Annotated in this window: 13 protein-coding genes and 1 pseudogene; 8 read left to right on the top strand and 6 right to left on the bottom strand. The window is 67.3% G+C overall.

The window, feature by feature from the left end; all coding sequences use genetic code 11:
* Positions 1-370: pseudogene (locus TX88_RS21155) on the top strand (nitronate monooxygenase); the annotation flags it as partial.
* 78 nt (positions 371-448) lie between these two features.
* On the opposite strand, the gene TX88_RS35595 reads toward TX88_RS21155, so the two are convergent.
* The gene (locus TX88_RS35595; protein ID WP_088305117.1) at positions 449-580 is read right to left on the bottom strand and encodes a hypothetical protein; all 132 of its coding nucleotides are present in this window, start codon (positions 578-580) and stop codon (positions 449-451) included.
* Positions 581-754: 174 nt separating this feature from the next.
* A complete protein-coding gene (locus tag TX88_RS21150; protein WP_044519879.1) occupies positions 755-1,291 on the bottom strand; it encodes a DoxX family protein in 537 nt (178 codons plus the stop codon).
* A 157-nt stretch (positions 1,292-1,448) separates the two neighbouring features.
* On the opposite strand from TX88_RS21150, the gene TX88_RS21145 reads away from it, so the two are divergent.
* Genes TX88_RS21145 through TX88_RS21135 form a run of 3 tightly spaced genes read left to right on the top strand, consistent with a single transcriptional unit; the run spans position 1,449 to position 5,120 of the window.
* Positions 1,449-3,782 carry an MMPL family transporter gene (locus TX88_RS21145; RefSeq protein ID WP_044519878.1) on the top strand — a complete coding sequence of 778 codons (2,334 nt, stop codon included), beginning with the start codon at positions 1,449-1,451 and terminating at the stop codon, positions 3,780-3,782.
* A 1-nt stretch (position 3,783) separates the two neighbouring features.
* A complete protein-coding gene (locus tag TX88_RS21140; protein ID WP_044519877.1) occupies positions 3,784-4,488 on the top strand; it encodes a TetR/AcrR family transcriptional regulator in 705 nt (234 codons plus the stop codon).
* Entirely contained in the window at positions 4,485-5,120 is a 636-nt protein-coding gene (locus tag TX88_RS21135; protein ID WP_044519876.1) for a class I SAM-dependent methyltransferase, read from the top strand. Before TX88_RS21140 ends, TX88_RS21135 begins: the two co-directional genes overlap by 4 nt.
* Here the strand turns inward: TX88_RS21135 and TX88_RS21130 are convergent.
* Positions 5,107-5,832: an NAD-dependent deacylase gene (locus TX88_RS21130; protein ID WP_044521531.1), complete on the bottom strand. Its 726-nt coding sequence runs from the start codon at positions 5,830-5,832 to the stop codon at positions 5,107-5,109. The genes TX88_RS21135 and TX88_RS21130 overlap by 14 nt on opposite strands.
* A gap of 36 nt (positions 5,833-5,868) precedes the next feature.
* Here TX88_RS21130 and TX88_RS21125 point away from each other — a divergent pair, with 36 nt between their 5' ends.
* Complete coding sequence (locus TX88_RS21125; RefSeq protein WP_044519875.1) at positions 5,869-6,234, top strand: Rv1152 family transcriptional regulator; 366 nt, start codon at positions 5,869-5,871, stop codon at positions 6,232-6,234.
* A gap of 13 nt (positions 6,235-6,247) precedes the next feature.
* Here TX88_RS21125 and TX88_RS21120 read toward each other — a convergent pair whose 3' ends face one another.
* Positions 6,248-7,468, bottom strand: coding sequence for an Rv1453 family transcriptional regulator (locus TX88_RS21120; RefSeq protein ID WP_044519874.1), 1,221 nt, complete (start codon positions 7,466-7,468; stop codon positions 6,248-6,250).
* 100 nt (positions 7,469-7,568) lie between these two features.
* Between TX88_RS21120 and TX88_RS21115 the strand changes: the two genes are divergently transcribed.
* Positions 7,569-9,077: a flavin-containing monooxygenase gene (locus tag TX88_RS21115; RefSeq protein WP_044519873.1), complete on the top strand. Its 1,509-nt coding sequence runs from the start codon at positions 7,569-7,571 to the stop codon at positions 9,075-9,077.
* A gap of 47 nt (positions 9,078-9,124) precedes the next feature.
* Positions 9,125-12,271 carry a bifunctional cytochrome P450/NADPH--P450 reductase gene (locus tag TX88_RS21110; protein ID WP_044521527.1) on the top strand — a complete coding sequence of 1,049 codons (3,147 nt, stop codon included), beginning with the start codon at positions 9,125-9,127 and terminating at the stop codon, positions 12,269-12,271.
* 3 nt (positions 12,272-12,274) lie between these two features.
* On the opposite strand, the gene TX88_RS21105 is transcribed toward TX88_RS21110, so the two are convergent.
* Positions 12,275-13,108 (bottom strand): class I SAM-dependent methyltransferase, encoded by an 834-nt coding sequence (locus tag TX88_RS21105; protein WP_044519872.1) that lies wholly within the window; start codon positions 13,106-13,108, stop codon positions 12,275-12,277.
* Positions 13,109-13,211: 103 nt separating this feature from the next.
* Between TX88_RS21105 and otnI the strand changes: the two genes are divergently transcribed.
* Complete coding sequence (gene otnI / locus TX88_RS21100; RefSeq protein WP_044519871.1) at positions 13,212-13,997, top strand: 2-oxo-tetronate isomerase; 786 nt, start codon at positions 13,212-13,214, stop codon at positions 13,995-13,997.
* 4 nt (positions 13,998-14,001) lie between these two features.
* Here the strand turns inward: otnI and TX88_RS21095 are convergent, their stop codons facing one another.
* Positions 14,002-14,517 (bottom strand): DUF1697 domain-containing protein, encoded by a 516-nt coding sequence (locus tag TX88_RS21095; RefSeq protein WP_044519870.1) that lies wholly within the window; start codon positions 14,515-14,517, stop codon positions 14,002-14,004.

Genomic DNA, 14,517 nt, shown 5'->3' with positions numbered 1-14,517 from the left:
TAAGGAAGCGATCGTGGCGGGCACCGAGCTCGACACCGAGCTGATCTTCCGCAGCCTGGGCAACACCGCCCGCGTGGCGAGCAACGCGGTCTCACGTGAGGTGGTGCAGATCCTCAAGGACGGCGGTCAGTTCGAGGACGTCAAGGATCTGGTGGCCGGCAAACGCGGCGTGAAGGTTTATGAGATCGGTGATCTCGACGCAGGCATCTGGTCGGTCGGAACCTCGATGGGCCTGATCAACGACATCCCCACCTGCGGCGAACTCGTCTCACGAATGGTGTCGGAGGCCGAGCTGCTGATCAGTGGGCGCCTGGCGAACATGGTCGGCGCGGGCGAGGCCGAGCCTGAGAAAGAAGCAGTCCTCGCCTGAGCGAGGACTGCGGCCCTTGAAGGGGCAAACTACGGCAAACTGAAGATGGGAAACGCGCGCCGCGAGGCGCGCGTTTTCTCATACTGCGGTTGGCAGTTCCTGGTAGTCGTCAAACTGCTCCGAGGTGTCGCCCTCGACGAGGAAATCGCCGTGGTAGAGGGCCTCGAAGTCGACCTTGATGACATCTGCACTGGTGTCGTCGATCCACATGACACTGAGCGTATGGGTCACTATTAAGGAATCTTTGAGTCACGGTTCGGAAAATGGTGGCAATCCTACTTTTGGGTAGGTTTCTGGCGAGTAGCCCAGATCACCCCTGGCCACGAACGTGGGCCTCATGCACAGTTTCGGCGGAAATTCCGGGCACAAGGCCCACGCTGGGTCTCAGGCGGCCGGCTTTGTGAGGTGGATGGGGTTGGTCCCGTTCAACGCGATCCAGGTCACGACGGCGACGACGACTCCGAGCGCCACAAGTCCCACCGCGGCCCTGGCCGATACGCGGGAGCGGCCGAACACGCGGTCATCGACCGAGAAGGCGCCGGCGCCGGTGAACAGCAGCGCCGCGGCGGCGAATGCGGCCAGGAACGGAACGTTGAACGGCTGGGACCAGAACGCGTCCGTCGATACGTTCACGGCCCAGGCGTCGACCATCGCGCCGATCACCGCGCACGCGGCCAGCGGCGTGAGGACCCCCAGGAGCAGGCCGATGCCGCCCAGGGTTTCGGCCGCGGTGACCATGAACGCGCCGAACCCGGGTAGCCGCCAGCCGCTGGACTCCATGAACCCCACGGCGGTTCCGAAGTCGAATGCCTTGATCAGGCCCGCCTGCAGCATCGTGGCGCCGGTGGCGATGCGCAGGATGAGCAGTCCGGTATCGGTCATACGGGTGGTCGCGGTTTCGGCGACGGTGGTGTTGGCCATGCTCGATTAGACGCATCGAGACGCCCGAATTCATCGCGGCGTGCTCAGCGGTGAACCCTTCGGTGCCGGCGTCCGTGTGTAGAGCGAGACCCACGTTGACGTTGGAAACTTACCGCTGTTAACTTAACGGCGATACTCATCGGGGGAAGGACACCACGTGCTGCACCGCATCGCCCATCTCGCCATCGCCGCACCGCGACGTGTGCTCGTGGTGGCCGCGCTGGCCATGGTGGCCGCGGGCATCTTCGGCATTCCGGTGGCCAAGAGCCTGTCGGCCGGTGGATTCCAGGACCCGACTTCGGAATCGGCGCAGGCCACGCAGCTGCTGTCGGACAAGTTCGCCCGCGGTGACATGCAGTTGGTCATCAGCGTCACCGACGAATCGGCCGCCGGGGCCAACAGTCCCGCGGCCCGGGCCGCGGGCACGGACATCGCCACCCAACTCAAGGCTTCGCCCTATGTGACCGAGGTCAGCTCGACCTGGACCGTGCCGGCGCCCGCGGCGGCGACGCTCATCAGCAAGGACGGAAAGACCGGGCTCATCCTGGCCGGAATCACCGGCGGGGAGAGCGGCGCGCAGAAGCATGCCAAGGAGCTCACCGACGGCCTGGTGCACGACCGTGACGGCGTCACGGTGCGGGCCGGGGGCGAGGCGATGATCTACGTCCAGATCAACGGGCAGAGCGAAAAAGATCTCTTGATGATGGAATCCATCGCGATTCCGCTGAGCTTCCTCGTGCTGGTCTGGGTGTTCGGCGGGTTGCTCGCCGCCGCGCTGCCGCTCGCGGTCGGTGGATTCGCGATCCTCGGATCCTTGGCCGTGCTGCGCGGGTTCACGATGGTCACCGACGTCTCGATCTTCGCGCTCAACCTCACCGTCGCCATGGGGCTGGCGCTGGCCATCGACTACACCCTGTTGATCGTCAGCCGCTACCGCGACGAACTCGCCGACGGCGTCGACCCGGACCGCGCGCTGGTGCGCACCATGGTGACGGCCGGCCGCACCGTGCTGTTCTCGGCGATGACGGTCGCGCTGTCGATGGTGGCGATGGTGCTGTTCCCGATGTACTTCCTCAAGTCGTTCGCCTACGCGGGCATCGCGGTGGTGGCGCTGGCGGCGTTCGCGGCCATCGTGGTGGCCCCGGCCGCCATCGCGTTGCTCGGTGACCGGCTGGACGCCTACGACGTGCGTCGGTTCATCCGCCGGATCCTGGGCCGGCCCGAGCCCGTCGCCAAGCCGGTCGAGCAGACCTTCTGGTACCGCACGACCAAGCGCGTCATGCGTCGTTCGGTCCCGATCGGACTCGCGGTGATCGCCCTGCTGCTCCTGCTGGGCGCCCCCTTCCTCGGTATCAAGTGGGGCTTCCCCGACGACCGGGTGCTGCCGTCGTCGGCGTCGGCCCGCCAGCTCGGCGACGAACTGCGCAACGATTTCGCCGTCGACTCCTCGACCGCCGTCACCGTGGTGCTGCCCGACGTCGCCGGCCTGCGGCCCGCCGAAATCGACCGCTACGCGGGTGATCTGTCACGGGCCGCGGCCGGTGCCTCGGTGTCCGCACCCGGGGGCACCTTTGTCGACGGTCGCCGGGTCGGCCCGCCGACGTCGGGAACCGGAATAGCCGACGGCAGTGCCTATCTGACGATCGGCAGCCACGAACCGCTGTTCAGCGACGCCTCCGAGGCCCAGCTCGACGCGCTGCACGCGGTGCCCGCCCCGGCCGAGGTGAAGTTCACCGGCATCGCGCAGGTCAACCGTGACAGCTCACATGCCATCACCTCGCGCCTGCCGATGGTGCTCGGCATCATCGCCGCGATCACCTTCGTGCTGCTGTTCCTGCTCACCGGCAGTGTGGTGCTCCCGCTGAAAGCGTTGGTGCTCAACGTGTTGTCTCTCTCGGCGGCGTTCGGCGCGCTGGTGTGGATCTTCCAGGACGGCCACCTGGGCGCGCTCGGCACCACGTCGACGGGCACGTTGGTGGCCAACCTGCCGGTGTTGTTGTTCTGCATCGCATTCGGGCTCTCCATGGACTACGAGGTGTTCCTGGTCTCGCGGATCCGTGAGTTCTGGCTGGCGTCCGGGCAGACCAAACCCGATGGCACCGAGATGTCCCCGCGCGAGCGGAACGACGAGAGCGTCGCGCTCGGCCTGGCCCGTACCGGCCGGGTGGTGACGGCCGCGGCGCTGCTGATGTCGATCTCGTTCGCGGCGCTGATCGCCGCGCAGGTGGCCTTCATGCGGATGTTCGGTCTGGGCCTGACCATTGCGGTCCTGGTCGACGCGACGTTGGTGCGAATGTTGTTGGTGCCGGCTTTCATGCATCTGATGGGGCAGTGGAACTGGTGGGCGCCCGCACCGTTGGCGCGTCTGCACGAGCGGTTCGGGATCAGTGAGTCAGGTCCGGCCGAACCGGACCCTAAGGGGCCCGGCGACGTCCCCGGTGATGGCGGAAATCGCGAACGGGCCGGCGCCGGTGTGACGGACGCCGGCTAGCGTGGTGATCCAACCGCGTAAACGGCGCCGTGCCCCGCGTGGTTCCGGCGACCTTCTGCACGATCAGATCCTCGATGCCACAACCGAATTGCTGTTGGAAACGGGTCATGCCAAGGCGGTGTCGATCCGCTCGGTGGCCCAGCGCGTCGGGGTCACGCCGCCGTCGATCTACCTGCACTTCGCGGACAAGGACACACTCCTGGACGCGGTGTGCTCACGGTATTTCGAGAAGCTCGACGAGGAGATGCAACGCGTCGCCGCCGACCAGCCCTCCACCATCGAGGTGCTGCGCGCCCAGGGGCATGCCTATGTGAACTTCGCCAGGCGCACCCCGGAGCTGTACCGGCTGGCGACCATGGGTGAGGGCAGGCCCGGCAGCGACGTCGACACCGCGCTCAACAGTTCGGCGTTCCAGCACATGCGCGCCACGATGGAGGCGCTGATCGCCGAGGGGATCTACCCGCCCGGGGACGCCACGATGCTGGCCCTGGAACTGTGGACCGCCGCGCACGGGGTGGCCGCCATCCTGATCTCCAAGCCCTATCTGCCGTGGGGGGATGTCGAGGAGTTCACCGACCGCGTGCTGCGTGCGGTGTGCACCGGTCAGATCGTCTCGGGAATGATCGGAACCGACCTCGAGCCCATGGAGACCATCGCCCGGCTGAAGGGGTTCGCCAGTGAATACGCCGACGGAGGACAACCGTGACTGACAAGACCGTGGACAATCCGTTCTTCGCCCGGATCTGGAAGACGTTGTCGAGTTCGGAGCCGAAGGCGCTGCGCCGGCTGCGCGCCGAGAACCTCGCCGGGCTCAGCGGCCGGGTTCTGGAGATCGGTGCGGGCACCGGGACGAATTTCGCCTTCTATCCCTCGACGGTGACCGAGGTCGTCGCCATCGAGCCCGAACGCCACCTGGCCGAGGTGGCCCGCAGCGCGGGGGCGACGGCTCCGGTGCCGGTGACCGTCACCAGCGACACCGCCGAGAAGTTCAGCAGCGCCGAACCGTTCGACGCCGTGGTCTGCTCGTTGGTGCTGTGCTCCATCGATCAGCCGGATACTGTTCTGCGGCAGCTGCATTCGTTGCTCCGCCCGGGCGGGGAGCTGCGTTATCTGGAGCATGTCGCGGGCAGCGGCTGGCGGGCCGGGATGCAGCGCGTGGCCGATGCCACGGTGTGGCCGCGGTTGTTCGGCAACTGCCACACCCATCGGCACACCGAACAGGCCATCACCGACAGCGGATTCCAGGTGGCCGATGCTCACCGTGAACTGGCGATGCCGGCCTGGGTGCCGCTGCCGGTGACCGAGTTCGCGATCGGACGCGCGGTCAGGCCTGCCTAGAGCCCAGCAGGGTCGGCAACCGCTGCAGCAGGTTGGGCAGGGAGTTGGCCGCCGTCTCCCGCAATGAGATGGTCGCGCTGTCGGACAGCGGCGTGCGCTCCGGATTGACCTCGATCACCACGGTGCCCGCGGCCACGGCGGCTTCGGGCAGGCCCGCCGCGGGATAGACGATCGAGCTGGTGCCCACCACGATCACCACATCGGCGTTGCTCACCGCCTGCACCGAACGTTGCCATGCGTCATCGGGCAACGGCTCGCCGAACCACACGACACTCGGCCGGATCAGGCCACCGCACGGGCACACCGGGGGTTCGATCGTCTCGACCGGTTCCGGCATCACCGGCAGGTCGCCCTCGAACCTTGAACCGCAAGCATCGCAACGGAACTCGAACAAATTGCCGTGCAGGTGGTAGACGTTCGTGCTGCCTGCGCGCTCGTGCAGGTTGTCGACGTTCTGGGTGACGACGTGGACATCGGCGAAGTCCTGCCAGGCGGCCACCGCGCGATGTCCGTCGTTGGGTTGCACGTGGGCCATCATGTAGTGACGCCACAGATACCAGGCCCAGACCTTCTCGGGATGCCGCTGCCAGCCTTCGATGCTGGAGATCTCGTACGGGTCCACCTTCGCCCAAAGGCCCGTCTCGACGTCGCGGAACGTCGGCACACCGCTTTCCGCTGAGATCCCGGCACCGGACAGGACAGTCACTTGCACATCACCAACGTAGTCGGTTTGGGTGATACTGGGCACGTGGCCGAGTTGGGGGATTGGGTTCTGGTTGACGCGAGCGCGGAAAAACCGTTGTTCGATCAACTCCGGATCCAGATCATCGATGGAATCAGGCAGGGGCGGCTGGCGCCGGGGACCCGGTTGCCGACTGTGCGTGAGCTGGCGGGGAAGGTCGGACTCGCGGTGAACACCGTGGCCAGGGCTTATCGCGAGTTGGAGACGGCGGGGGTATTGGAGACCCGCGGGCGGTACGGCACATTCGTCGCACGCGCGGATCCGGCCGATGCCGCGATGGCCGCTGCTGCGCACTCGTTCGCCGAGGCTGCCCGTGCGCTGGGGATCGGCAAGACCGACGCCCTGCGCTATCTGGATACCGCTTTCGACTGACCGACTCGGCCGATCACCCGGTCCGGTTGCCGTGCCACCGCAGCACATCCAGTGCGACGGCAACGGCGACGCTGTTCTCGGCGAGTGGGCGGGGCAGGAGTTCGTCGGCGCGGGCCAGCCGGCGCAGCAACGTATTGCGATGCAGGTAGAGCCGCGCCGCGGCGCGTGACGCGTTGCACTGCTCGTTGACGAATATCCGTACGGTTTCCCGTAATTCGTTGTCGGCGGTCTCCAACGCACCGAGATTGTGGCTGACGAACTCGGCGGCACGGTCGGGCTCGGCGGTGATCAGTGCGACGAGCTCGACGTCGGCGAACCGCGCGATCTGTTGCGTGGAGTGCAGCCGGGCCATCATCTGCTGTGTGGTGATCGCATCGAAATGACTGCGCCGGAAGCCGTCCAGGCCGTCGGCGGTCGGTCCGACGGCGATCCGGACGCCGTCGAGCTCGTGGGTGAGCGCCTGCAGGCCGGGTTGGATGTCGGCGCCACCGGTCGCCCACACCCAGCGGGTGGCGGTGCTGGCCAGTACGCTCAACGGCCGCGGATCGCCGCAGGCCTGGCCGAAGGCCTCGGCGGCCCGGTCCAGTCCCGACAGGTCGCCCGCGGAGTCTTCGCTCCAGATCACCGCCGCGGTGTGGGTTCCGGTGAGCGAATGGCCCAACCGTGCCTCGGCGCGCTGTCTGGGGATCGGGGCGCCCTCGAGCAGGAGGGCGACGGTCTCGCGTCGCTCGGCGTGGGTGCCACGGGTCAGGTCGTCGCGTTCCAGGTCGATCTGGGCGGCGATCCCGGCCAGCGTGGCGTCGACGAACGCGCTGATGGACTGCGAGCACACATCCAGCATCTCGTGCAGCTCGGCAGGGTCGGACGTGAGCTCGAAGGCGATCTCCATGAGACGACGCCACGCCACGCCCTCACCGACCCGGTACGCGTCGAGGGGAAACTCGCTGACGCCGCGGCGCACCAGTTCCCGCGCGATGCTCAGCGGCTCCGGTCCGGTGTTCGGCGGCACCGGGGCGCCCGGATCGCGTACATTCGCCGAGCCCCAGAAGAACAGGTTGGCGTGGTTGCTCCGGACGACCGCGGCCGCGAGTTCGGGGTCGGACGCAATGGTCGGACTGGCTGCCAGGACTGCGGAGTCGAATTCGTCGAGCCAGTCCGGGCGGGGGTTGAGGACGATCTGTGCGCACTGCCGGATCAGGTCCTGCACCCGCTGTGACGGTAGCTGCCACACCATCACCCCAGCGTAGAACGGTGGTGCAAAGTGCACCACCGGATGGGTAATGTTTGGTCATTCCGACCTTGGGGGACAGTCGGCCGGCCGCGACCATTGAGACATGACCCACACCGAACACGTCGACGTACTCATCATCGGCGCCGGTATCTCCGGCATCGGTGCCGCCTACTACCTGCAGCGCGAACACCCCGGGCGCAGCTACGCGATCCTGGAGGCCCGCGGCGCGACCGGCGGCACATGGGACCTGTTCCGTTATCCCGGAATCCGGTCGGACTCGGACCTGCATACCTTCGGCTACGAGTTCAAGCCGTGGCGCGACGAGCATGCGATCGCCACCGCCGACAAGATCCTCGCCTACCTGCGCGAGACGGTCTCGGAGAATGGCATCGACCGCCACATCCGGTTCCACCACAAGGTGCTCGGCGCGGCCTGGGATTCGGCGCGGGCCTCCTGGACCGTGGACATCGAGCGGACCGACGGTGACGGGGCAGATCCAGAACTCGTGCAGATTTCGGCGAGCTGGCTGTTCTGCGGCGGCGGGTACTACCGCTACGACCAGGGCTACACCCCGCAGTTCCAGGGCGCCGACCGGTTCACCGGGCGCATCGTGCACCCCCAGCACTGGCCCGAGGATCTGGACTACGCCGGCAAGAAGGTCGTCGTGATCGGCAGTGGCGCCACCGCGGTCACGCTGATCCCGGCGATGGCGGGCACGGCTGCCCACGTCACCATGCTGCAGCGCTCGCCGACGTATGTGATGCCGGTGCCGGCCAAGGATTCCTTCGCCAACACCGCCAAGCGACTGCTCGGCGACGAGCGTGGCTACGCGCTGACCCGGCGCAAGAACATCCTGAAGCAGCGTGCGGTCTACACGTTCTGCCAGAAGTACCCGAAGGCTGCCCGGGCCGTGATCCGGTGGATCAACGCGGCCAAGCTGCCTGACGGGTATCCGGTGGACGAGCACTTCAGCCCCCGCTACAACCCGTGGGATCAGCGGCTGTGCGCGGTGCCGGACGGTGATCTGTTCACCGCGCTCGGCGAGGGCGGCGCCTCGGTGGTCACCGACCGCATCGCGACCTTCACCGAGAACGGCATCCTGCTGGAGTCGGGCCGGGAACTGGACGCCGACATCATCGTCACCGCAACGGGACTCAACATCCAGCTGTTCGGCGGGATGTCGCTCACCGTGGACGGTGAGCCGGTGGACCTCGCCGAGACCGTGGCCTACAAGGGCATCATGCTCTCCGGCGTGCCGAACTTCGCCTTCGCGTTCGGCTACACCAACTCGTCGTGGACGCTCAAGGTCGGACTGCTCTGCGAGCATTTCTGCCGGCTGCTGAAGCACATGGACGACAACGGATTCGACACCGTGCGACCCGAGTTCGCCGGTGGCCAGACCCGCCCGCTGCTGGACTTCGGTGCCGGTTACGTGCAGCGATCGCTCGACGAGATTCCCCGTCAGGGCGTCGACGGACCCTGGCAGATGACGATGAACTACACGATCGACGCGCAGACGCTGCGTAACGGACCCGTCGAAGACTCGGCTCTGCGGTTCGGATCGCGGCGCACGGCCGGCGACCCCGACCCGGCGCCTCAACTCGTTCTCTGAGGCTGATTTTCAGGGACAGTTCATGGTGCGTGGCTAAGCTCGCGCTCATGGAGACGTTCTCACCGGCGCTGCCACCGGACATCGACGATGTCCCCTCGGCGGTGGGTCTGGACCTACCGCCGGGGCCGGTTGCGGGCCGTCCCTACGCGCTCCCCGCCGACGTGCTCGCCGAACAGTACGGACCCCTGTTCTACGCCGACTTCACCGGCAGCCGGCGGCTGTATGCGTGCTCCCTGTCGCTGGTCGACGAACTGTGCGACGAGACACGCTTCACCAAAGGCATCACGGTCCGGCTGGACCGCTTCCGGACGCTGGTCGGCAATGGCCTGTTCACGTCGTATCCCGGCGAAAACGGTTGGCAGCAGGCCCATGACGTCCTGATGCCGGGGTTCAGCTTCAGCGGGCTGCGCAGCTACCACCCGGCCATGCTCGACATCAACCGCCAGCTCATCGCGTTGTGGGATGACGCGGTCGGGAAGAGCTCGGTTGATGTCGCGGGGGATCTGGCGAAGCTGGCCATGGACACCGTGGGTCTGGCCGGGTTCGGTGCGCGGTTCGACTCCTATCACCAGGACGGGCTGGCCGACATCCCGGCCAGCTTCGCGGCTGCGCTGGCGCAGATCATGTCCCCGGGCGGTGGCGACCGGGCGGTCTTCGCCGCCGAGCGCGACAAGCTGTTCGCCTTCATCGACGAGTTGATCGCCGGGCACCGCGCGGGTGCGGTCGATCTGGACGACCTGCTCGCGCTGATGCTCGAACCGGGCGCCGACGGCACGCCCCGTCTCGGACACGACAGCATCCGCAACCAGATCCTGACCTTTCTGATCGCCGGCCAGGACACCACCTCGACCCTGATGCCGACCGCGCTGTACAGCATCGTCAAGAACCCTGCGGTGCTGCACCGGGCGTGCCTGGAGGTGGACACGGTGTTCGGACCGGACGACGACCACGTGCCCGCATTCGACGAGATCGGCAAGCTCACCTACGTCCGCCAGATCGTCGACGAGACGCTGCGTCTGTCCCCGCCGGTCCGCGAGTTCGACCGGATGGCGTTGGCGGACACCGTGATCGGAGGCCGGTATCCGGTGGCGAAGGGCGAGGTCGTCACGGTGACGACGTCGGCCCTGCACCGGCAGCCCGAGTGGGGTGACAACGTCGACATCTTCGACCCGGACCGGTTCGGGGCCGAGCAGTCCGCCGGACGTCCGGTCAACCTGTTCAAACCGTTCGGCACCGGGGCGCGGTCCTGCATCGGCCGTCAGTTCGCCCTCCACGAGGCGACCATGGCGCTGGCCACCCTGGTGCACCGGTACCGCTTCCTGGACGTCGAGCACTACCAGCTCCGCACCCACAGCGATCTGCTGCGCAAACCGGTCGGATTCCATCTCGACCTGGTGCGCCGGGCACCCGCGGACCGTCGGCACACCGCGGCGGCGGCCCCCGAGGCGGCGTCGGCGGCGAGGCCGCGCGCGGTGGCCGCGCCCGGTTCGAAAGTGACTGTGCTGCACGGCTCCAACCTGGGCAACTGCCGCGCACTGGCACAGCAGCTGGCCGACGAAGCCACCGACCTGGGTTATCAGACCACCGTGGCTGCCCTCGACACGGCGGCGGGCGCACTGCCCGCGGAAGGGGCGCTGGTGGTGATCGCCGCGTCGTACAACGGGCAACCCACCGACGATGCGCGCCACTTCGTCGAATGGCTGGACGATCCGGGCACACAAGCGCAACCGGCCATCCCGTACGCCATACTCGGTGTCGGCGACCGGAACTGGGCCGAGACCTACCAGACCATCCCCAAACGCATCGATCAGCGGCTCTCGGAACTGGTTGGCCCACCGGTGATTCCGCGCGGCGAAGCCGACACGTCAGGGGATTTCGCCGGGACGGTGGAAGACTTCTCCGCCGCCCTGTGGGACGCCCTCGCCCCGACCGACGGTGCACAGCTGCCTGCCGACACCACCGACGAACTCCTTTACGAACTGCGCGCCATCGACGGTCCGGTGACGTCGGCGATCGATGCGCGTTTCGAGGTCCAACCCGCGACGGTGCTGGACAACGTGGCGCTGGTCGACAACCGGGACATGGGAAATGCCAAGCGGCTCATTCGGGTAGCGCTTCCCGATGACCTCGGATACCAGACCGGTGATCACCTCACGGTCCTGCCCGACAACAGCCCCGAGGTCGTGGACGAGGTCGCCGAATTGTTGGAGCTGCGGCTGGACCGCCGGATCTCGGTCAATCCGCGGCGCAGCACGCGCCGGGCCATCGCCATCGACCGCGAGGTCAGCGTCCGGGAACTGCTCACCCATTTCATCGAGCTCCGCAAGCCCGCCAGTCGAAGTCAGCTGTTGCGGTTGGCCGCGGCCAACCCGTGCTCTCCCGAGCGGGCGGCACTGACCGAACTCGCCGAGGATCCCGAGGTCCGCGCGCTCAGCGTCACCGAATGCCTGGCCGAGTTCCCGGCCACCGAACTGTCGCGCGCCGAACTGCTGGAGTTGTTCGAGCCGATGGCGCCCCGGCATTACTCCATCGCGTCCTCGGCACGCCGGGTGCCGCGTGAGGTCGAACTGGTGGTCAGCGTTCTGGAGGGTCCGGCACGTTCCGGATACGGCGTCTTCCGCGGGGTGTCATCGAGCTATCTCGCCGATGCGGTACCAGGACAACAGATTCGGATGCGAGTCGATACCGCGCGCCGGGCGTTTCGTGCCGGGGCCGAGCCGGCGAAGAACGTCATCCTGGTCGGCGCCGGGACCGGGGTCGCCCCGTTCCGGGGATTCATCGGGGACCGGCTGGCGGCGCAGGCCGCGGGCGAGCCTTTCACATCGGCATTGTGCTTCTTCGGGGTGCGTCACCCGGATGTCGACTACCTGTTCCGCGACGAATTCGAGGCAGCCGAACGCGCGGGCGTGGTGCGGATGCGCCCGGCCTTCTCGCGGCGGCCCGAAGACGAGATCCGGTATGTCCAGGATCGGATCACCGCGGATGCCGAAGAGGTCTGGGCGATGCTGGGCGACCCGGACATGGATGCCCACGTGTACATCTGTGGCGACGGAGCCCGGATGGCTCCCGCGGTGCGCGGAGCGTTCCGGGATGTCTACCGTCGCTACACCGGGGCCGATGACGACGCCGCCTCGCAGTGGCTCACCGACCTGGTGGGTTCGGATCGCTATGTCGAGGACGTGTGGGCGCAGTAGCCGTCAGCCGAACTCCAGCAGCCCCACCACCGGGCGTACCCGGTCGAAGATCGGCAGATGCTGCCATTTCACCACCGCGTTGAGGACCGCGCCGCGGCCCGGCGGCATCGGCAGGTCGCGCACCGCCCGCACACCGGGCACGGTGTTCACCAGATCGGCCAGCTCGGCGGGGGACAGACTGAACGGCATGGGCGGCACCCGATATCGCATCGAGGTCGGCGTCCCCTTGCGGGTCAGGAAGGCGAAGAACGCCGGCGGCAGGTCGAACATCATCTGCCCGCCCGGAAAGCGTTGCGCGCACGCGCGAATCACCGACATGGCCTCCTCGGGCTGCAGATACATCAGCAGGCCCTCTGCGGTGATGAAGACTCCGTCGGTGGTGTCGACATGGTCCATCCAGCTGAAGTCCAGTGCCGACTGCGCGCACTGGGTGACCCGGTCGGGCTTTGGCAGCAGCTTGTTGCGAAGCTCGATCATCGGTTCCAGATCGACTGACAGCCAACGGAATTCATGTCCCAGCCCGGCGGCGTCGAGCCGGTAGAAGCTGGTCTGCAGTCCTTCGGCCAGCGCCACCACGGTGGCCTTCGGATGGTCCCGCAGGTAGTCGCTGGTCACCCGGTCGAACAGCAGCGACCGCAGGGCCATGTCCTGGCGGCGGGTGTAGCCGAACTTGGCGAAGTCGAAATCGATCGAGTCGACGAGCTGCACCGCCATGGGATCGTCGATCAGACCGTCGGGGCGGCGCGCTTCGTGAGCGCGCACCTGCAGGGTCATCAGTGCCGTCTCGGAAACTCCGGTGAGGGCGCTGCCACTCACCTTGCCTGAGGTACCCGTCATTGGCGCGAATGTACCCGCGTTCTGCCGGGTGGTGCCAATGCCGTGGACACCACGCGCAAAGATGGCGTCAACCGCGATCAGCTCAGCTGGAAGGAGTCCTGCCGTGCCACGCTTTGCGGCCAACCTCTCGATGATGTACGTCGAGCACGCGTTTCTCGACCGGTTCGCCGCCGCGGCGGCCGACGGGTTCACGGCCGTGGAGTACCTGTTTCCGTATGCCTACCCGGCCGAGCAACTGCGCGGGCGGCTCGACGCCAACGGCCTGCGTCAGGTCCTGTTCAACGCGCCGCCCGGAGATTTCGAGGCCGGTGAACGCGGTGTCGCATCGATTCCCGGCCGCGAAGCCGAGTTCCGCGACGGGTTCCGCCGCGCGCTGGATTATGCCGAGACCCTGGACTGCCCGCGGGTGCACGTGATGGCGGGCCTGGCTCCGGCCGGGTCTGATCGTGAGGAGCGGCTGGCGGTGTACCGCGGCAACCTGGCCTGGGCTGCCGGGCAGGCCGGCGGCTCCGGCGTCGACGTGCTGATCGAACCGATCAACCAGCGCGACATGCCGGGCTACCTGCTGAGCCTTCAGGACGAGGCACACCACATCGTGGGTCAGATCGGGGCACCGAACCTCAAGGTGCAGCTGGACCTCTACCACTGCCAGATCACCGAGGGTGACGTGACCGTCCGGCTGCGGACGGACATTCCGACCGGCCGGGTGGGCCATCTGCAGATCGCCGGAGTTCCCGACCGGCACGAGCCGGACAGCGGCGAGCTGGCGATCGACTACCTGCTGGCGGTCATCGACGAGACCGGCTTCGACGGCTGGATCGGCTGTGAGTACCGCCCGGCTGCGGGCACCAGTGAGGGATTGGGGTGGCTGCGACGAGCGCAGGGGTGACGCGTCAGCGCAGCACCTTGTCCAGCGTGCGCAGATTCCTCGTCGTCGTCGAGGATTTGTAACGCTTCTTGCCCATGGTCTTGCCGATCGCACTGTCCAGCGTGGTGGCCCTGGGCACCTGCCAATAGAGCACGCCGTCACCGCGTTGCACCTTCTCGCCGTCGCCCGGGGACAGGGCCGCGAGCTCGTCGAGCAACTCGGCGTCACTGACGAACGTGACGTAGGAGTGGTGGTCGGCGACCTCCCGTTCGAAGGGGTATCCCTCGGAGATCTTCTGCAGGGTGGCCACGTCGTACACCAGCACCCATGCCTCGTAGCCGAAGGTGTCCCGCAGCGCGCGCTCAGCCGTGCTGCGGACCTTCGCGGCACCGGAAGTACTGTCCAGCAGGACATTTCCACTTGCCAGTATCGTTCGAACCTCGGTGAACCCGGCCGCCTCCATGGCCTTCGCCACCTCGGCCATCTTGAGGTTGACGCCTCCGACGTTGACGCCTCGCAAGAACGCGATGTAGCGGGTCAC

The organism is Mycolicibacterium septicum DSM 44393, assembly GCF_000455325.1.
Lineage (GTDB): Bacteria > Actinomycetota > Actinomycetes > Mycobacteriales > Mycobacteriaceae > Mycobacterium > Mycobacterium septicum.
The sequence above is the reverse complement of the archived record's forward strand: the minus strand, read 5'-3'. Positions and strand labels throughout refer to the sequence as shown.